Below are 19,607 nucleotides of genomic sequence, written 5' to 3'. Positions count from 1 at the left end.
TCCCGCCTCGCCGACCCCGACACCCTGCACCACACACCCATCGGCGTCCTGCGCTCCGTGGAGCGGCCGGTCTACGAGCAGCAGATGGCCAACCAACTGGACGCCGCGATCGAGCAGAACGGCAAGGGCGACCTCGCCGCGCTGCTGGCCGGTGGGGACACCTGGACCGTCGTATGAACCGCGCATCTTCGGAAGGAAAGGGGCGCCGCCCATGAGTACGGATGCCTCGGCAAGACCGAGTCCGCAGGAGTTCATCGACCAGCGGCCGATGGGCCGCCGTCAGCGGCTCATCGTGAGGGTGGGCCTGCTGACGATGGTGGCCGAGGGGCTGGACACCTCCATCGCCGCTTTCGTCTACCCCAGGATCAAGGACGACTGGGGAGTCGACGGCAGCGCCGTGACGGTGACCGTGACGCTCAGCGTCCTGGCGATGATCGTCGGCGGTGTGGCCGCCGGTCCGCTCGCCGACCGCTACGGGCGCAAGGTCGTCACCCTCGCGGGCACCGTCACCTTCGGCCTGGGCACGGCGGCGATGGGCTTCACGGACAGCATCGGCCCGTTCGCCGCGCTGCGGACCGTGGCCTGCCTGGGGCTCGGGGCGGTGCTGCCGACGGTGATGGCACTGGTCGCGGACTGGATGCCCGCGGCGCGCCGGGTGCAGATGGTCGCGCTGGCCTTCGCCGGGGTGACGGCCGGGACCACGGTCGGCGGCCTGCTCGCCTCGGTCCTCATCCCCTCGGCGGGCTGGCCCACGCTGCTGGTGATCTGCGGGATCGTCCCGCTGCTGCTGATCCCGTCGATCGTCAAGGTCATCCCGGAGTCGGTCGGGGTGCTGGCCGCCCGCAAGCGCCCGCGCGAGGAACTGCGCGGCGCCGTCGAGGCCGTCCTGCCGGGGGAGGACCTCTCCCGCGTGGACTGGGAGTCCAGCGCCGAGCGCAAGCGCCCGCGGCCCGGCCCCAAGGCCGTACTGTCGCGGCGCTTCGTCCTGATGACCCTGCTGCTGTGGGCGTGCTTCTTCCTCGGGCAGGGCGTCGCCTTCGTGATCATCACCTATCTGCCCGAACTGGCCGAGAACGGCGGCCTGTCGGAGTCCAAGGCCGCGGTGTCGGTGGCGGCGTTCGGGTGGGGCGGTCTGATCGGACAGCTCTCGGTGTCCTTCGTCCTGAAGCGGTTCGACCGGTTCCGGGTGCTGGCGGCCCTGTGGGCGCTGACCGCGGCCGGTCTGGGCCTGGCCGCCCTGACGGCCGGTCAGTTCGTGGCGCTGCTGGTCACGGCGTTCCTGCTGGGGCTGTGTCTGCCAGCGGCGACCTCGGTGCTCCAGGCGACGGCCGCGGTCACCTACCCGCCGTCCGCCCGCGCCACCGGCGTGAGCTGGGCGAACAGCGTGGGCAAGGCGGGCCCGCTGTTCGGCGGCCTGCTCGGCGGCATCATGGTCGACGCCGACTGGTCGCTGGCCAGGGTGCTGCTCGTGCTCACCGCGCCGGTCGCGATCGCCCTGCTGGCCACGCTGGCGCTGCACGCCCGCAGCCGACGGCAGCAGCAGGACGAGGACGAGCCCTACGCCCCCGCGCCCCGGCCGGTTCCCGGGCTGGTCTCCGGACAGTCGTGACCGGCCTGAACCGCACACCCCCCTGGCGCGGTGCGCCCGCCGGTCACTTCCCCCCGTCGGCGGGCGTGCCGTGCGCCCGGCGCGGCAGGGGATCGCACCCAGGGAGGCACCTGTGACCAGGGCCGAGGAGTTCGAGGGAGTACGGCCGCTGCTGTTCGCGATCGCCCGGCGGATGCTGGGCGGTGCGCGCGAGGCGCACGACGCGGTCGAGGCGGCCCGGCTGCGCTGGGCGGACACCCCGGCGCGGCCCGCGTCGGTCCCGGGGCACCTCGCGGCCGAGGTCACCCGGATCTGCACCGGGATGCTGCGCGCGGCGAGGCGTCGGCAGGCTCCCGGGGAGCCGTGGCCCGCGGAGCCGCTGGGCGGCTTTGACGGGCTTGACGGCTTTGACGGACCAGGAGGTTTTGACGGCCTCGGCGGGCCGAGCGCACTGGACGGCCCGGATGGCCTGGACGGTCTGGACGGTCTGGACGGTCTGGACGGCCCGGATGGCCCGGACGGCCCGGTGGAGCGGCCGGTGGAGCGGCCGGTGGAGCTCGCGCAGTCGTTGCTGACCGCCGCCCTGCTGGTGCTCGAGCGGCTCTCCCCGCTGGAGCGGGCGGTGTTCGTGCTGCGGGAAGCGTTCGGGTGCCCCACCGACGCGATCGCCGCCGCCCTGGGATGCTCGCGGCAGGCGTCGGGGCAACTCGTCGCCTCCGTCGCCACGGCCAGCGACGGCGACCGGGAACCGCTGCCCTGGCCCACCCACGTCACCGGCGCCCAGAACGTGGCCCGGCTGCTGACGGCGATCGTCCCACCGCTGGTGCGCATCGGCGTGCGGCTGGAGGAGCGCCGGGTCAGCGGCCGTCCCGGCGCGCTCCTGCGGGCCCGCGACGGCCGGGTCCTGGGCGGCACGGCGCTCGAGGTGCGCGCGGGGCGGATCGAGGCGGTCCACCTGGTCGTCACCTGCGCGGAGCCCACCGGCGCGGACCCGGTGGCCGAGGCACTGGCGATCCTGCGCGAGGCGAACCGGGCCCGGTGAGCACGGGCCCGGCGTGCGCGCCCCCCCGCCCCATTATTGTCATGAACACGACAGGACGAGAATGGGGGAGTCGTCCAATCTCTATCCCCTCTCAAGTGAGAGTTGCTACCATTTCCCTATGGCTGTCAAAAACCGCTGGTTAGCGCTGATCGGATTAACGATCAGCGTCCTCGTCGTCGGGTTCGACACGACGATCCTGAACGTCGCCCTGCCCACGCTGGCCACCGATACCGGCGCCTCCACGGGCGAGCTGCAGTGGATCATCGACTCCTACGCCGTGGTCTTCGCCGCCGCCATGCTCCCCGCGGGTTTCCTCGGTGACCGCTTCGGCCGGCGCAAGCTGCTGATCGGCGGACTGCTGGTCTTCCTCGGCGGCTCGGTCATGGGCACGCTCGTGGACACCCCGGGCGCGCTCATCGCGGCCCGTACGGTCATGGGCCTGGGCGCCGCCCTGATCATGCCGCTCACGCTGTCCATCATCCCGACCCTGTTCAAGGGCGAGGAGCAGACCAAGGCGATCGCGATCATCACCGTGGGCGTGTCGGTCGGCCTGCCGCTCGGCCCCCTGATCGGCGGCTGGCTGCTCGATCACTTCTGGTGGGGGTCAATCTTCGTGATCAACGTCCCGCTGGTCGCCATCGGCATCATCGCCTGCCTCCTGCTGATCCCCGAGACCCGCGACCCCTCGGCCCCCCGGGTCGACGTGCTCAGCGCGGCGATGGGCATCGCCGGTCTCGGCGCGTTCGTCTACGGCATCATCGAAGGGCCCGGCAAGGGCTGGGGCGACCCGGTCATCCTCGGCGCGCTGACCGGCGGGGTGCTGATGATCGTCGGCCTCGTGGCGCGCGAGCGGCGCCGGCCCCGCCCGATGGTGGACCTGGAACTGCTGGGCAACCCGGTCTTCCGCTGGAACACGGTCTTCCTGACCCTGGGCATGTTCGTGTTCATGGGCCTGATGTTCGTCCTGCCGCAGTACCTGCAGGTCATCCAGGGCAACGACGCCTTCGGCACCGGCGTGCGCCTGATGCCGCTGATGGCCGGAATGATCGTCGTCGCCAAGATCGTGCCGCCGCTGACCGTCAGGTTCGGCACCCGCCCGCTGGTCATCACCGGCCTGCTCATCATGTCCGCGGCGATGTTCCTGGGCAGCAACACCGACACCGGCTCCGGCTACGGCTACACCGTGGTGTGGATGAGCCTGACCGGCCTGGGCGTGAGCCTGGTGATGGTCCCGGCCCTGGACACCGCCCTCGCGGAGCTGCCCCAGGGCAAGGAGGGCACCGGCAGCGGCCTGAACACCACCTTGCGCCAGGTCGGCGGCGCCATCGGCATCGCCCTGCTGGGCAGTGTCCTCAGCGGCGTGTTCGCCGACCGGCTCGACACCAGCGGCGTACCGCCCGAGGCGGCCGAGGCCGCCGAGGAGTCCGTGGTGGCCGCCCAGACCGTCGCCGCCCGGCTCGACCTGCCCGAGCTGGCCGTCTCCGCCCAGGCCGCGTTCGTCGACGGCATGAGCACCGTGCTGATGGTCTGCGGCATCGCCGGAGTCCTCGCCGCCGCTCTGGCCGCCGTCAAGCTCCCGGGCGGCCGGACGGCCCACAAGACCCGCCAGACAGCCGAGCAGCCGCTGCCCGAGGCGCTGTCCGAGATCGTGGACGGTGCGCGACAATGAGCCGTATGCCCGCCACCACGACCAGCGCACCGCAGCCGGCGCTCGCCGTCCCCGAAGCCGGCCTCGGCCTGCGCGAACGCAAGAAACTGCGCACCCGCCAGACGATCCGTGAGGCGGCCCGCCGGCTGATCGACGAGCGTGGGTACGACAGCACCACCATCGAGCAGATCGCCGCGGCGGCCGAGGTGTCGCCCAGTACCGTCTTCCGCTACTTCCCCAGCAAAGAACACATCGTCCTCACGGACGACTACGCCAAGTTCATGATGACCATCCTGAGCGAGCGCCCCGCGGACGAGCCCCCGCTGGCCGCCCTGCGGGCGGTGCTGACCGAGATGGTGCGCCGCCTGGCGGAGGACTTCAGCGAGGAGTACCGGTGGCGGCGGCACCTCGTGCGCCAGGTGCCCGCGATGCGGGCCCTGGTGGGCGAGGCCCAGGACGGCTGGGTCAGATCCGTCAGCGAGATGCTCTCCGAACGGGCCGGTCTGCCCGCGGACAACCTGGAGATCCGCGTCCTGGTCGGCGCCGTGACCGGCGCCCTGCACCAGGTGCTGTGGGGAGACCACAGCGAGGACACCGACCTGGTGGAGATGATTGAACGGGCCCTGACGGTGATGGAGCGCCCCGGCATCGTCGGACGCTCCGGCACCAGCCCAGACGTCGCGTGACGTTTCCCCCGGCGACACGCGACAGGGCCTCCCGGCACCACTGCCGGGAGGCCCTCCCCGTTCTTGTGCTGCTGCCGCGGCTCTCACTGCCGCGGCGGGCCGTCAGTCCTTGACGTCGCCCTTGACCTGCCGCTGGATGAACGCGTGGCTCAGGTCACCGAACTGCTCACCGAACACGATCGACCGCTCGACCGTCTTACGGAAGTGCACCCCGCCCCACACCCGGCTGTAGCCGCACTTGTCGGTGAAGTCGGCCCAGGTGGGGAAGTGCACCTTGACGTCGGTGGCCGGGGCGATGCCCGGTTCCACCAGCGACTTGCCCGCCCGGAACTCAGCCGTCCAGTTCAGGTTCTCGGTGCCGAAGAACCGCCGCGCCGCCTGCGACGCCGCCGAGCACAGCGTCGTGGAACCCGACGGGTACTCCGGGTGGTCACCGGTGGGCAGGTAGCCCTTCCACTCGCTGGCCGGCATGTCGTCGACGGTGCCCATGCCCGGACCGCCCCACGCGGTCAGCTTGCTGCGCCCGTACAGGTAGCGCACCGCGCTGATCGGCCGCACCGCGTCGTAGTGGCGCTTGTAGTGCCAGCCCGCGATCAGCGTGTCGAAGGTGGCCAGGATGTGCTGGAGCAGCCACTGGCACCAGCCGTGCACGCCCATCTCGTTGTTCTGGTCGTGCTGCAGGGCGATGACGATGGAGGAGTGGCCGATGCCCCAGAGCTTGTTCTCCATGATCTCCGCGAGCGCCTTGCGCTCGTCGTTGAGGCTGGCCGACGCCTCGATGATCTCGTCCACCGACCGCTTGTAGGCGCGGGTGTTGGTGTGGTCGCTGTGCGTGGGCGGGGCCAGCGGGAACTGGCGGACATCGCTGAAGATGTGCGGCTTGGTCAGTCCCGCCTGCGGGGTGACGAAGTGCTGGGAGACGAAGATGCCCATGTCGCCCGGGCCGCCGCCGGCGCGGCGCCCGTTGTGCGGGCCGAGCTGCGGCTGCCAGCGCGAGGGGTTGACCAGCTTGTAGGGCGTGTTCACCGGCTGGTAGCCGGTGTAGTCCGCCCACGGCACCCGGTGGTACTTACGGCCGCCGCCGTCACCGAGGACGTTCATGCCGTCGCTCTTGATGAAGTTCCACACGTTCTTGGCGGCCACGTTGCCGATGCCCACCGGGCTGGACAGGTCCTCCGAGGTGTCATCGGGGTCCAGGCCGAGCGCGAGCATGAACTGCCGCAGCGCGCCCACGTTGCGCGGCAGCAGTCGGCTCCAGATGCCCAGCTGCGCGTGGATCGTGGCGATGTTCATGTTCCGGTTGGTGGCCGACTCACTGGACGGGCGGCGCGGAATGCGCGAATAGATGCCCACCGCGCTCTCGTGATACGGCGCCAGCGCGTCGAACACGGCCAGCATCGCCGCCCGGTTCATGTACAGGATGAGCGTCGCGTCCATCGTGCCGATGAACCCGTCGCTGGCCGACTGGCCTTCCCGCTCGCCGGTGGGCTGCGCCCACTTGATGTAGTTGTCCCTGTCGAGATCCAGGTCGATCTGGGGAAGCTCGTCCTCACTGGTTGCCGCGCTGGCCGAGCGTGAGAAGGCCAGCGTGGACAGCGCCACGGCCGAGGTACCGCCGAGCAACAGCGATCTGCGGCCCAGCGAGGAATGGGTGATGGAAGTGTCTCCGGACGCCGAAATGGTTCTCTTCCTTTCCTGATCGGACAAGTGATGCCGCGCCGGGGCCTGTCGGCCGTGCCGGCGCGCCGAACGCGGCGGCGGGCGCGTGCCGCCCGCCGCCGCAGGAGCGAACGTCAGCCCTTGACGTCGCCCTTGACCTGCCGCGCGATGAACTCGTGGGCCATGTCACCGAACGGGCGGCCGAACTCCAGGGACCGCTCGACGGTCGTCTTGAAGTGGACACCGCCGTCCACCCGGCTCTTGGCACACGCCTGGTCGAGGGAGGTGAGGGTGGGGAAGTGCACCTGCACGTCCTTGCCGGGGGAGAGCCCCGGCTCCACCCCCAGCGCACCGGCCGGAACGGTGAACTTCCAGTCCAGGACGTCGGTGCCGAAGAAGCGGCGCGCCGCCTGCGACCCGGCGGAACAGATCGACGTGGAGCCCGAGGGGTACTCCGGGTGGTCGCTCACCGGCAGGTAGCTGGTCCACTCGTTGGCGCGGATGTCGTTGACCGTGCCCTTGCCGGGGCCGCCCCAGGCGGTCAGCTTGCCGCGCCCGTACACGTGCCGCACCGCGCTGATCGGCCGCACCGCGTCGTACTTGGCCTTCTGGTACCAGGCGGCGATCAGCGTGTCGAACGTCGCCAGGATGCTCTCGCACATCCAGTGCGCCCAGCCGTGCACGCCCAGCTCGTTGTTCTTGTCGTGCTGGCGGGCGATGTAGATGCCGGAGTGGCCGATGCCCCACAGCTTGTTGTCCATGACCTCGGCGAGCACCTTGCGCTCGTCGTTGAGGTTGGCCGACGCCTCGATGATCTCGTCCACCGACCGCTTGTAGGCGCGCATGTTGGTGTGGTCGGTGTGGTTGGGCGGGGCCAGGCGGTGGCGGGAGGGGTCGGTGAAGATGTGCGGCGTGGTCCGCGCGGCCTGCGGGGTGACGAAGTGCTGGGAGACGAAGATGCCCATGTCGCCCGGGCCGCCGCCGACCCGGCGGCCGTTGTGCGGGCCGAGCTGCGGCTGCCAGCGCGAGGGGTGGGACAGCTTGTAGGGCGTGTTGACGGGCGTGTAGCCGGTGTAGTCCGACCACGGCACCCGGTTGTACTTGCGGCCGCCCTCGTCCCCGAGGACGTTCATGCCGTCGCTCTTGAGGAACTCCCACACGTGCTTGGCGGCCACGTTGCCGATGCCGACCGGGCTGGACAGGTTCTCCGAGGTGTCGTCGGGGTCCAGGCCCAGCGAGGTCATCACGTCCCGCAGCGGGCCCACGATCTCCGGCATCAGCCGCTTCCAGATGCCCAGCTGGGCGTGGATGACGGCGGTGTTCATGTTCCGGTTGGTGGCCGACTCGCTGGACGGGCGGCGCGGAATGCGGCTGTGGATGCCGACCGCGCTCTCGTGGTACGGCGCCAGCGCGTCGAACACCGCGAGGATCGCCGCCCGGTTGGTCCACAGGAAGACGGTCGCGTCCATCGGCCCGATGAACGTCAGGCTGGCCGCGTGACCGGCCTGCGCGTCGCTGGGCTGCGCCCACTTGACGTAGTTGTCCTTGTCCAGGTCGAAGTCGATCTGGAGGGGCTCCTCACCGGCGGCGGCCATCGCCGGGCGGGAGAAGGCCAGCGTGGACAGCGCGAAGGCCGAGGCACCGCCGATCAGCAGTGACCTGCGGCCTAACGGGGAGCGTGAGAGGGAGGAGTATGCGGACGTCGTCATGACTGTTCCTTGTGGTGTGGAAGAGGATGCCGCGCGGATGTGGGGGGAGGAATGTGCCGCCGACCGACGCGAGCGTGGCGGCGGGCAAGAAGAAAAAAAGGGGGATGCCCGCCGCCTCGGTGGGGAGATCAGTCCTTGACGTTGCCCTTGACGTGCCGCTGGACGAACTCGTGAGCCAGGTCGCCGAACTGCTCACCGAGTTCCAGGGACCGCTCGACGGTCTTCTGGAAGTGGACACCGCCCCACACCCGGCTGTCCGCGCAGATCCGCGCGAACTCGCTCCAGGTGCGGATGTGGATCGGCAGGTCGCCGTGCGGGGTGATGCCCGGCTCCACCAGCGACTTGCCGGCGGCGATCGTGAACTTCCAGTCCAGCGTGTCGGTGCCGAAGGTGCGGCGCGCGGACTGCGCCGACGCCGCGGCGATCGTCGTGGAGCCCGACGGGTACTCGGGGTGGTCGCTGACGCCCAGGTAGCTCGCCCACTCCGAGGCGCGGATGTCGTTGACCGTGCCCTTGCCGGGACCGCCCCAGGCGGTCACCTTGCTGTTGCCGTACACGTGCGCCAGGGCGGTGAACGGCCGCGCGGCATCGTAGACGACCTTGTGGTGCCAGGCGACGATCGTCGGCTCGAACGTCGCCAGGATGTGCTCGAGCATGTAGTGGATCCAGCCGTGCATGCCCAGCTCGTCGGTGTGGCTGCGGGCCATGACGATGGAGGAGTGGCCGATGCCCCACACCTTGTTGTCCATGACCTCGGCGAGCAGCTTCTGCCGGTCGGTCAGGCTCGCCGACGCCTGAAGGATCTCGTCCACCGAGCGCTTGTACTCCCGCGGCCGGGTGTGGTCGACGTGCACGGGCGGCGCCAGCCGGAACCGGGACGGGTCCTTGAAGATGTGCGCCTTCACCTTGCGCAGGTGCGGGGTGACCATGTGCTGGGCCACGTAGATGCCCACGTCACCGTTGCCGCCGCCGAGCCGGCGCCCGTTGTGCGGGCCCAGCTGCGGCTGCCAGCGCGAGGGGTTGCGCAGCTCGAAGGCGCTGTTCACCGGCCGGTAGCCGGTGTAGTCCGACCAGGGGCGCGGGTTGTACTTGCGGCCGCCCTCGTAGCCCAGGAAGTTCATGCCGTCGTTCTTCAGGCCCTCCCACACGGCCTTGGCGGCCACGTTGGCGATGCCGACCGGGCTGGACAGGTTCTCCGAGGTGTCGTCGGGGTCCAGACCCATCGCCGTCATCATGGCCCGCGTGTTCGCCATCTTCGAGGGCAGCACACGCTTCCAGATCTGGTACGTGGCGTGGATGGCGGCGGTGTTCATGTTCCGGTTGGTGGTGGTCTCACCGGAGGGGCGCCGCGCGATCCGCGAGTAGATGCCGACCGCGCTCTCGTGGTACGGCGCCAGCGCGTCGAACACCGCGAGCGCCGTGAGCCGGTTGATCCACAGGAAGACCGTCACGTCCATCGGGCCGAACAGGTCGGCGTTGGGCGACTGCCCGGCCATGTCGTCGCTGGGCTGTGCCCACTCCAGGAAGTTGTCGGTGTCGAGGTCGAAGTCGATCGCCGCCGGCTCGGCGCCCTCGGCCGCGGCGGCCGAGCCGGAGCCCAGCGAGCCCACCGCCAGGGTCGCGGCGCCGCCGAGCCCACCGAACAACAGCGACCTGCGGCCCAGACCGAAGCCGGAAACAGCAGAATGTCCGGACGTCGTCATGAGTGAATTCCTGTCCTATGCGAGGGGGGTGGGTGGGAACGGGGCGTGCTGGTGGTGCCGTGGGGCGCCGCGCCCGAAGGGGCGGCGCTGGACACGGCCGCGGCCGGGTGGGCCCGCCGCCGCGCAGGAACCAAGGAGTCAGCTCTTGACGTCGCCCTTGACCTGACGCGCGATGAACTCGTGGGCCAGGTCGCCGAACTGCTCACCGAAGACCAGGGACCGCTCGACCGTCTTGGCGAAGTGGACGCCGCCGTCCACCCGGCTCCGGGCACACGCCAGGTCGAACTCGGCCCAGGTGGAGAAGTGCACCCGCACGTCCTTCGCGGGCGCGATCCCCGGCTCCACCAGCGACTTGCCGGCCGGGAAGTCGATCGTCCAGTCCAGCTCGTCGGAGCCGAAGAACCGCTTGGCCGTCTGCGAGGCGGCGGCACACAGCGTCGTCGAGCCCGAGGGGTACTCCGGGTGGTCACCGGTGGGCAGGTAGCCCTTCCACTCGTGACCCGGCATGTCGTTGACGGTGCCCATGCCCGGACCGCCCCACGCGGTCAGCTTGCTGCGCCCGTACAGGTAGCGCACCGCGCTGATCGGCCGCGCCGCGTCGTAGCGGGCCTTCTGGTGCCAGGCGGCGATCAGCGTGTCGAAGGTGGCCAGGATGTGCTGGAGCATCCAGTGCGCCCACCGGTGCACGCCCATCTCGTCGTCCGGGTCGTGCTTGCGGGCGATGACGATGGAGGAGTGGCCGATGCCCCAGAGCTTGTTCTCCATGATCTCCGCGAGCGCCTTGCGCTCGTCGTTGAGATGCGCTGACGCCTCGATGACCTCGTCCACCGACCGCCGGTAGGCGCGGACGTTGGTGTGGTCGCTGAACGTGGGCGCGGCCAGCCGGAACTGGGCGGGGTCGGCGAAGATGTGCGGCTTGGTCAGCCGGATCTGCGGGGTGACGAAGTGCTGGGAGACGAAGATGCCCATGTCGCCCGGGCCGCCGCCGGCGCGGCGCCCGTTGTGCGGGCCGAGCTGCGGCTGCCAGCGCGAGGGGTTGACCAGCTTGTAGGGCGTGTTGACGGGCGTGTAGCCGGTGTAGTCCGCCCACGGCACCCGGTGGTACTTGCGGCCGCCCTCGTTGCCCAGGACGTTCATGCCGTCGTTCTTCAGGGCCTCCCACACGCGGCTGGCGGCCACGTTGCCGATGCCGACCGGGCTGGTCAGGTCCTCCGAGGTGTCATCGGGGTTCAGACCGATCGCGGTCATCAGCTGCCGCAGCCCGCCCACGTTGCGCGGCAGCAGCCGCTTCCAGATGCCCAGCTGCGCGTGGATGGCGGCGGTGTTCAGGTTCCGGTTGGTGGCCGACTCACTCGACGGGCGGCGCGGGATGCGCGAGTACACGCCGACCGCGCTCTCGTGGTACGGCGCCAGCGCGTCGAACGCCGCCAGCATCGTGACGCGGTTGGTCCACAGGAAGACGGTCGCGTCCATCGGCCCGACGAACTGCAAGGTGGGCGACTGACCGGCCTGCGCGTCGGTGGGCTGCGCCCACTTGACGTAGTTGTCCCGGTCGAGGTCGAAGTCGATCTGGAGGGGTTCCTCGCTGGTGACGGCACCGGCCGTGCGGGAGAAGGCCAGCGTGGACAGCAGGGTGGCCGAGGCACCGCCGAGCAGCAGGGACCTGCGGCGCGGGGCGAAGCCGGAGGCGGCGAAACGTCCGGAAGTCGTCATAGTGATGTACCTGGTTCCGTGTTCAAGGGGATGGACGGGAGTGCGGTGGCCGGTCAGTCCTCGACGTCGCCGCTGATGTGCCGCTGGACGAACTCGTGCGCCAGGTCGCCGAACTGGGTACCGAAGGCGAGGGAGTTCTCCACCGTCTTGGTGAAGTGCGCGCCCGCCCACACCCGGCTCTTGGCGCAGTCCTTCTCGAAGTCGCTCCAGGTGGCCCAGGTGAGCTTGAGGTCGGCGGCCGGGACGATCCCCGGCTCCTTCTGCGTGGAGCCCGCCGCGAAGGAGTGCGTCCAGTCCAGGACGTCGTCACCGAGGAAGGTGCGGGCCGCCTGCGCCTGCGCGGCGCACAGGGTGGTGAACGCGGAAGGGTACTCGGGGTGGTTGCTCACGGGCAGGTAGCCGGTCCACTGGTCGGCGGGGATGTCGTGGACGGTGCCCTGGCCGACGCCGCCCCACGCGGTGACCGGCTTGCGGCCGTAGACGTGCCGCACCGCGCTGAGGGGCCGCGCCGAGTCGTAGGTGCGCTTGTGGTGCCAGGCGGCGATCAGGCTGTCGAACCGGGCCACCGACGTCACCAGGAACAGATGCGCCCAGCCGTCCAGGTCCAGATCGTGGGCGATGGCCGCGGCCCGCGGCGACAGGGTGAGCGACAGCGGCGTGTGCTCGAAGAACTCCGCCTTGACCTTCTGCTCGTCGGTCAGCCGCGCGGACGCCCGCAACACCTCGTCCACCGCCTGCCGGTAGGCCCGGGAGCTGTTCAGATGGCCCGGCGCGGGCAGCTCGAACCGGCGGGGGTCCTTGTAGGTCTGCGGGGTGACCAGGGCGAGCTGCGGGGTGGCGAACTGCTGGTCGGTGATGATGCCCAGGTCACCCGGGCCGCCGTCGATACGGCGCTGGTGCGGCTCGGGCACCGGCTGCCAGCGCGAGGGGTTGACCAGCTTGTACGGGGTGTTCACCGGCCGGTAGCCGGTGTAGTCCTCGAAGGGGCGGCCGTTGTATCTGCGGCCCTTGTCGCCCAGGACGTTCATACCGTCGTGCAGCCGGGCCGCCACGACCGCCTTGCCCGCCCGGTTGCCGATGCCGACCGCCGTCGCCGGATCCTGTGACTCGTCGTCAGGGTCCAGGCCCAGCGCGCTCATCGCGTGCCGCAGCACCGGCTCGCGCGCCGTGAACACCACCTTGGACACCTGGTACATGGCGTGCAGCCCGGCGATGTTCTTGTTGCGGTTGGTGGCCGACTCACTGGCCGGGCGGCGCGGGATCCGCGAGTACACGCCCACCGCGGTCGGGTGGTAGGGGGCCAGCGCGTCGAACCAGGACGTCTGCAGCAGATGGGTCAGCCAGGTGTACGTCCCCACGTCCCCCGGCGCCATGGCGTCCGCCGGGGGATAGCCCCCGCCGCCGTGCGTGGTGATCAGGTCCCGGATGAAGTTGCCGTTGTCGAAGTCGAAAGGTATCGCCTGGGCGCTACCGGATATCATCACGAGCTGGAACCTTCCTGCGCTGGGAACGCCTTCATCTGCACAGCGGAGACCTGGTGGTGGGCCGCGAGGTCCAGCACTTCACGCTCGGGCGACCACTTGGCGGCCGAGGCGTTGATGAGCGCACCGGGGTAGGTGTGCGGCGTCGCCCGCAGGAACTCCTCGATCCTCGGCTCCAGCCGGACGGGAAGCTCCGCCAGGTCCAGCCCGCGACGCGGCTTCGGCGCGAAGGAGATCCGGTGGATGCCCTTCGCCTCCCAGCTGAGCGTGGCGTAGACCCGGTACGCCCCGCTCGCGTACGCCAGCATCTTCTCGCTCGGCTCGCTCATCCCGGTCTCGCGGAGCATGGCCTTCACGGTCTGCGCGCCGAGGTTCCCGGCGGTGGCGGCGGGGACCTGGAAGTACAGGTTCATGGTCTTGTTCTTGTAGTCGACGCCGATCAGTGCCACATCGTCCAGGCCGTAGCGGGCGAAGAATTCGGCGTTCTCGCCCACCGAAGGCGGCATGGACGGCAGGTCGGCCAGCTTCGACACCTTCTGCTGGTCGTGCGGGAAGTTCGCGTAGATCTTCTTGAAACCGCCGACGATGCCGCAGTCGATGTAGTGCTCACTGGTGGGAGCCAGGCCCACGGTCTCCGTGAGCAGGGTGCTGACCGGATGGTCCGTCTCGGTCAGAATTCCATTCGCCAGGGCGTGCGCATAGGCGTCACCGATTCCCGGGGAAACCTGAACGGAATATTCCATCTCCGTGACCCGCGAACCGGCCTGGAGACTGAAGATGACGCCGCCGTCCGCCGATAATCCATCCGCATACGCGGACAGGATCGGCCAGACCTTGTCCCGCGATAACGGCGCATCGACGAGCCGGGCTGATTTCTCGATGGCCGAGTAAAGCCCTTCCGCCCCCGTGCCTTCGGAAATACCTTCGGACATCAAGTACTCCAAGCGGTCGACGCTGGTCATTCATGCCATGAAATCCTGCGAGCGTTACCTTACCAGTGGCCACTCAAGAGCCGCTCGAAATGAACTAAGGAAAGGGATCTTCTTGACATGCCGACTGCCCGGCGCGGACACTTCACGGGGTGACCAAAATGGGGCGTGCCATGCCCGTCGGCCCTGCTCGTCGCAGCCAAAGTAATTGAACTGGAGGACAAATGACCAGTGCAGGCATGGAAAGCCTTTACACCGCCATCGAGGAGACGTCCGGACTGCTGAACATAACCCCGGTCCGTGACAAGGTCTGGCCGATCCTGTCCGCGTACGACTTGGAGAAGGTCGTCGTGGCATTCCGGGTGACCACGCGCGGCAGCGAGGACCTCGACTGCCGTTTCACGGCGCTTCCCGCGGACGTCAACCCCTACCGCTACGCGGTCTCGAAGGGCATCGCCGAGGAGACCGACCACCCCGTGGGCACCCTCCTCGACGACGTCCAGGCGAACATCCCGGTCACCGCGCACGGCGTCGACTTCGGCGTCGTCGGCGGGTTCAAGAAGACCTGGACGTTCCTGCCGGCCAACGACCTGCAGAAGCTGTCCAAGGTCGCCGCGCTGCCGTCCATGGCGCCCAGCCTGGGGGAGAACCTCGACTTCTACGCCCGCTACGGCCTGGACGACAAGAACAGCATGATCGGGATCGACTACCCGAGCCGCACGGTGAACGTCTACTTCCTGCAGTTCCCCGACGCCTGCCGTGAGCCGGAGACCGTCCGCGCGATGCTGCGCGACCTGGGCCTTGGCGAGCCGAGTGAGCGGATGCTCGCCCTCGCCCGCCAGGCGGTCGGCATCTACACCACCCTGACCTGGGACTCCCCGAAGATCCAGCGGATCACCTTCGCCACCATGGTCCCGGACGCGCGGGCGCTGTCCGAGCGCATCGCCGACCTCGACCCGACGGTGGAGAAGTTCGCCAAGAACGTCCCCTACACCTACCCCGGCCCCGTCCAGGGCCTGTACAACGTCGCCTCCTACTCCGGCGGCGAGTACTTCAAGCTCCAGACGTACCACCAGCTGGCCGAAGGCTCCCTGGAGGCCAGGGTCCTGCTCGGCAACGCGGGCTCCGGCCACTGACGGCCCCCGCCGGGGCGGGCCTCCTGCCCGGGGTGCACCTTCTGCCCTTTCTCCACCATGGCTTAAGCCGGACATGGAAATCTTCAAGCGATTCATCCGGAAATGAGACATACGCGGGGGAGTAAAGGCCCATGCGCATCTACGGACAGGTTGTTCGCTTCCTCGAGGGTCTCGGTGCGAAATTCGGCGTCACGGCACTCCGGACCGCTATAGGAATTATTTTCCTGTGGTTCGGGGTGCCGAAGTTGTTTCCGGGGATGAGCCCCGCCGAACCGCTGGCTTCGGAAACGGTGGGGAGACTGACGTTCGGGGTGATCGAGGGGACGACCGCCGCCGTTCTGACCGGCGCGCTGGAAACCGTGATCGGACTGCTTCTGGTCAGCGGGAAACTGCCCGCGCTGACGGTGATGGTCCTGCTCGGGCATATGGCGGGGACGTTCACCCCGCTGTTCCTCTTCCCGCAGGAAACCTGGGAATCCCTGTGCATCGGAACCCTGGAAGGCCAGTACATCCTCAAGAACCTGGTGATCGTGGCGGGCGCCCTGGTGATCATCGGCCACTCCACGGGACGCGGCCGGCGCTCGCCCGCCGGGCCGCGGGTGCGCGCGGACGCCGCCCGGGCGGGGGAGGCCAGGGCGCCGTCCACGGCCGCCTCCAGCTCCGTGTCCGCCTCCGACCGGGCGGGCTGAGGCCCGGCGGAGCGGCGCGTTTCGCCCGGTCCACCCGCGCCTGCCGGTAAACGGCGCAGCTCCCGGTGGCGGGGTCTCGGCCGAGACCCCGCCACCGGGAGCTGTGTGTGCCGCGCCGGTCTGCGCCCGGCCCGCCCGGTCCTAGCTGCCGGAGGCGGCCGGGGCGGTGGCGTCCTCGATGAGGTCGTCGACGTTCAGCTCGAACAGGCCGCCCTGGCGTCCGCTCAGGCCGGAGACCAGCTGGACGAAGTCGACCTCGGCGTCGTTCTTCTTCTCCGGGTCGACCATCTTCTGCGCCAGGTCGAAGTAGAAGCCCTTGGTCTTGGAGCGGTCGTAGAAGCCCTCCACGAACCGGCGGATGTCGTGGAAGAAGTCCTGGTAGGCGGTGGAGTACCGGTCCAGCGCCTTCTCCTCGATCTGCGGGTGGTCGAGGATCTTGTCGACGACCTGCGACAGCGTGCTGGCCGCCAGGGTCGCGAGCGCCACACCGGTGGAGAACAGCGGGTCCACGAACGCGGCGGCGTCGCCGACCAGGACCCAGCCCTTGCCGTGGAAGCGCTCGTTGGCGTACGACCAGTCGCGCGCGGTGCGGTACCCCGCGGCCTGGGTCGCGTCCTTGAGGAGCCCCTTCAGCTTGGTGGTGGAGGCGATCTCGGACTCGAAGAGGTCCTCCAGGGACTTCCCCGACGCGGTCGCGTTCTCCGAACGCGTCACATAGCCGACGCTGAAGACACCCTTGTCGATCGGGATGCCCCAGAACCAGCCGTCCGCGGTCCCCTCGATGAGGATGTTGCTCCACTCGTCGCCGGGCAGCCGGTGGCAGTTGTCGAAGTACGTCCACACCGCGACGTTGCGCAGCTGCTCGTGCCAGTGCACCTCGGAGTACTTCCGGCCGATCACCCGGGCCTGCCCGGAGGCGTCGACGACCAGCGCGGCGCGGGCCTCGTGGGTGCTGCTCAGGCCGCGCAGCGCGTACCGGACGCCGACGACCCGGCCGTCCTCCTCGATGGTGTCCTTCACCGTCGCGTCCTCCACGACGAAGGCACCCAGCTCACGGGCCCGGTCCAGGAGCAGCGCGTCCAGGTCGGCGCGGCGCGTGTGGAAGGCGTAGGGAATACGGCCGCCCGTGCCGAACGAGAAGTTCCACGGGACCTCGTTGTTGCCCCAGACCAGCGTGCCGCCGTACTTGCGCTCGAAGCCCTTGGCCTCCATGCGCTCCTTCAGGCCGAGTTCCTCCATGGGAACCATCACGCCAGGAATGAGCGATTCCCCGACGTGATACCGGGGAAAACGCTCACGGTCGAGCACGAGAACACGGCGTCCGCGCTTGGAGAGCAGCGCGGCCGTGGTCGCTCCGGCGGGTCCGCCGCCGATGACGATGACGTCGAAATCGCCAGTAAACCCGAACACATTGGACGACATGTAGGACCTTCCAGTTCCGGTGTGGCCGCATTGAGTGATATGCGTGAAGTCCCCCTTCACGCAGGCATTGCAGAACACGCTTCAAAGACCAGAGTGCCGGGAGGCGTGCGGCGGTGTCATCGCCCAGATTGCTCAGTGGAAAATCCCTCGGCTTGAGCCGTGCTGTATGTGAACTGGATATTCCCTAGGGCCGGACGGGAATTTCCGCCGCAGCCGCCTTTGCCGCTCCCGGGCCGCACGGCGGCCCATGGTCCTGCGGCCCTGGTCCGCCCCCCGCGGCGGCCCCCGCGGGACGTCATGGCCGCACCGGCGCCGGGTGCGGGGCGGGACTCCCAACCTCCATGACCTCTCAAGTGAGAGCTGCTACCATTTACCCATGACTGTCAAAAGTCGCTGGTTAGCGCTGCCCGTCCCGGCGGTCAGCGCCCCCGTCGCACTCCACGCCCTGGCCTTTGAGAGGAATCCATGAGTACGAACCCTGCACAGGCGCCCGCTGACGGGAGCGGCGAGGGAGTGCCGGACGCGCGTCAGCTGCGCGTGATCCTGATCGCCGTCTCGATGGCGCTGATGGCCGTCATTGCCTCCGTGTCCGGGCTGAACGTCGCCCAGACGGAGATGGCGGTCGACTTCGAGACCTCGCAGAGCACCGTCCTGTGGATCATCAACATCTACACCCTCGCGCTGGCCGCGCTGCTGCTGCCGCTCGGCGCGATCGGTGACCGCGTGGGCCGCAAGCCCATGCTGATCGGCTCGCTGCTCGTCTTCGGTGTGTCCAACGTGGTGGCCGCCGCCGCCCCGACCGCCGAGGTGATGATCGCCGCGCGAGTGGCCAGCGGTGTCGGCGCGGCCACGATCATGCCCATCACCCTGGCCGTGATCACCTCGACCTTCCCCGAGGAGCAGCGCGGCAAGGCGATCGGCGTGTGGACCGGCGTCGCCGGCGGTGGCGGCATCCTGGGCATGTTCCTGTCCGCCTTCCTCGTCGACGTCGCCGACTGGCGCTGGCTGTTCGCGCTGCCCATCGCCCTGGTCGTGGTGGCCCTGGCGCTGACCCTGAAGTCGGTGCCCAACTCCCACGAGCGCTCCGGCCACAGCTTCGACACCACCGGCGCCCTGATATCCGTCGTCTCCGTGGCCGCCCTCATCTTCTGCCTCCAGGAGGGGCCGGAGCGCGGCTGGACCGCGGGCCTGACCCTGGCCAGCCTCGCCGTCGGCCTCATCGCCGCGGCCGTCTTCGTGGTCTGGGAACTGCGCCGCCGGGACGCCTCGCTGCTGGACGTCCGCCTGTTCAAGGAGCGCGGCCTGGCCGGCGGCTCGATCACCCTGATCGTGGTCTTCGGTGTCCAGTCCGGGATCTTCGTGGTCCTCTTCCCGTTCCTGCAGGCCGTGGTCGACTGGTCGTCCCTGCTGTCCGCGGCGGCGCTCATGCCGATGGCCGTCGCGATGATGATGGCCTCCGGCCTGGCGCCCAAGATGTCCACGCAGGCCAGCCCCCGCGCGACCATGTCCGCGGGCATCGCGCTGACCGGCGTCGGCCTGGCGCTGATGGCCCTGTTCGTCTCCGTCGACAACGGCTACCTGTCGATCCTGCCCGGCATCATCGTCATGGGCTTCGGCATGGGCCTGGCCATGGTGCCCTCCACCGAGGCCATCACCCTCTCCCTGCCGCGTGAGAAGCAGGGCGTCGCCTCCGCCCTCAACGACGTCACCCGCGAGTTCGGCACCGCCCTGGGCATCGCCATGCTCGGCGCGATCCTCTCGGCCGGCTACCGCAACGCCATCGACGACAAGCTGGACGGCATCCCCGAGCAGGCCGCGGAACCCGCCCGCGAAGGCATCGCCACCGCCCTGGAGGCCTCGCCCAACGCGGGCTCCAGCGCCGGGGACCTGGTCAACGCCGCCCGCGAGTCCTACATCGACGGCTGGCAGCAGGCCATGTGGGCAGGCGTCGCCGTCATGGCCGTGCTGTTCGTCTACATCATCCTGCGCGGCCCGAACAAGGCCACCCCCGCGGCCACGGAGGACAAGACGGAGGACACCGAGACCGTCGCCGCCCACTGACCGCACCGCCACCACCTGCAACCACGCGGCAGCCGGTCCCCGCCCAGCCGGGGACCGGCTGCCGCACCGTTGCCGCCGGGCCCCGGCCCGCCGCACCGCACACAGCGGGAGGGGGGTTTGCGGCACTCGGTGACCGAGTGC

At 69.7% G+C, this 19,607-nt stretch carries 14 protein-coding genes and 1 pseudogene; 8 read left to right on the top strand and 7 right to left on the bottom strand.

The window, feature by feature from the left end; translation table 11 throughout:
• The 5 genes and pseudogenes from ACFVQG_RS38460 to ACFVQG_RS38440 all read left to right on the top strand — a co-directional run.
• Positions 1–177, top strand: a pseudogene (locus tag ACFVQG_RS38460) (2-oxoacid:ferredoxin oxidoreductase subunit beta); the annotation flags it as partial.
• A 34-nt stretch (positions 178–211) separates the two neighbouring features.
• Positions 212–1,609, top strand: a complete 1,398-nt coding sequence (locus ACFVQG_RS38455) for an MFS transporter (protein ID WP_383393322.1) — start codon at positions 212–214, stop codon at positions 1,607–1,609.
• A 112-nt stretch (positions 1,610–1,721) separates the two neighbouring features.
• The gene (locus ACFVQG_RS38450) at positions 1,722–2,630 is read left to right on the top strand and encodes a sigma factor-like helix-turn-helix DNA-binding protein (RefSeq protein WP_383393319.1); all 909 of its coding nucleotides are present in this window, start codon (positions 1,722–1,724) and stop codon (positions 2,628–2,630) included.
• A gap of 118 nt (positions 2,631–2,748) precedes the next feature.
• Positions 2,749–4,299, top strand: coding sequence for a DHA2 family efflux MFS transporter permease subunit (locus ACFVQG_RS38445; protein ID WP_383393318.1), 1,551 nt, complete (start codon positions 2,749–2,751; stop codon positions 4,297–4,299).
• A gap of 5 nt (positions 4,300–4,304) precedes the next feature.
• Positions 4,305–4,964 (top strand): TetR/AcrR family transcriptional regulator, encoded by a 660-nt coding sequence (locus ACFVQG_RS38440; RefSeq protein WP_383393316.1) that lies wholly within the window; start codon positions 4,305–4,307, stop codon positions 4,962–4,964.
• A gap of 102 nt (positions 4,965–5,066) precedes the next feature.
• On the opposite strand, the gene ACFVQG_RS38435 is transcribed toward ACFVQG_RS38440, so the two are convergent.
• The 6 genes from ACFVQG_RS38435 to ACFVQG_RS38410 form a co-directional block, all read right to left on the bottom strand.
• Complete coding sequence (locus ACFVQG_RS38435; RefSeq protein ID WP_383393327.1) at positions 5,067–6,644, bottom strand: DUF6851 domain-containing protein; 1,578 nt, start codon at positions 6,642–6,644, stop codon at positions 5,067–5,069.
• 113 nt (positions 6,645–6,757) lie between these two features.
• A complete protein-coding gene (locus ACFVQG_RS38430) occupies positions 6,758–8,332 on the bottom strand; it encodes a DUF6851 domain-containing protein (protein ID WP_383393314.1) in 1,575 nt (524 codons plus the stop codon).
• Between the two features lie 128 nt (positions 8,333–8,460).
• Entirely contained in the window at positions 8,461–10,035 is a 1,575-nt protein-coding gene (locus tag ACFVQG_RS38425; RefSeq protein ID WP_383393311.1) for a DUF6851 domain-containing protein, read from the bottom strand.
• 138 nt (positions 10,036–10,173) lie between these two features.
• Positions 10,174–11,748 carry a DUF6851 domain-containing protein gene (locus ACFVQG_RS38420; RefSeq protein WP_383393309.1) on the bottom strand — a complete coding sequence of 525 codons (1,575 nt, stop codon included), beginning with the start codon at positions 11,746–11,748 and terminating at the stop codon, positions 10,174–10,176.
• 53 nt (positions 11,749–11,801) lie between these two features.
• Positions 11,802–13,229, bottom strand: coding sequence for a vanadium-dependent haloperoxidase (locus ACFVQG_RS38415; RefSeq protein ID WP_383393306.1), 1,428 nt, complete (start codon positions 13,227–13,229; stop codon positions 11,802–11,804).
• The gene (locus ACFVQG_RS38410) at positions 13,229–14,191 is read right to left on the bottom strand and encodes an aromatic prenyltransferase (protein WP_383393303.1); all 963 of its coding nucleotides are present in this window, start codon (positions 14,189–14,191) and stop codon (positions 13,229–13,231) included. The genes ACFVQG_RS38415 and ACFVQG_RS38410 overlap by 1 nt, the downstream gene beginning before the upstream one ends.
• Positions 14,192–14,382: 191 nt before the next feature.
• Between ACFVQG_RS38410 and ACFVQG_RS38405 the strand changes: the two genes are divergently transcribed.
• Both ACFVQG_RS38405 and ACFVQG_RS38400 read left to right on the top strand, forming a co-directional pair.
• The gene (locus ACFVQG_RS38405) at positions 14,383–15,294 is read left to right on the top strand and encodes an aromatic prenyltransferase (RefSeq protein ID WP_383393301.1); all 912 of its coding nucleotides are present in this window, start codon (positions 14,383–14,385) and stop codon (positions 15,292–15,294) included.
• Between the two features lie 131 nt (positions 15,295–15,425).
• On the top strand, positions 15,426–15,983 hold the full coding sequence (locus ACFVQG_RS38400; protein WP_383393298.1) for a DoxX family membrane protein: 558 nt from the start codon (positions 15,426–15,428) through the stop codon (positions 15,981–15,983).
• 141 nt (positions 15,984–16,124) lie between these two features.
• On the opposite strand, the gene ACFVQG_RS38395 is transcribed toward ACFVQG_RS38400, so the two are convergent.
• A complete protein-coding gene (locus tag ACFVQG_RS38395) occupies positions 16,125–17,405 on the bottom strand; it encodes an NAD(P)/FAD-dependent oxidoreductase (RefSeq protein ID WP_383393297.1) in 1,281 nt (426 codons plus the stop codon).
• A gap of 465 nt (positions 17,406–17,870) precedes the next feature.
• On the opposite strand from ACFVQG_RS38395, the gene ACFVQG_RS38390 reads away from it, so the two are divergent.
• Entirely contained in the window at positions 17,871–19,466 is a 1,596-nt protein-coding gene (locus ACFVQG_RS38390) for an MFS transporter (protein ID WP_383393294.1), read from the top strand.
• The last annotated feature ends 141 nt before the right edge of the window (positions 19,467–19,607 follow it).

This window comes from Streptomyces sp. NPDC057877 (genome assembly GCF_042796855.1).
Taxonomy (GTDB): domain Bacteria; phylum Actinomycetota; class Actinomycetes; order Streptomycetales; family Streptomycetaceae; genus Streptomyces.
Note: the sequence above shows the minus strand (reverse complement) of the source record. Positions and strands in the feature narration are given on the sequence as shown.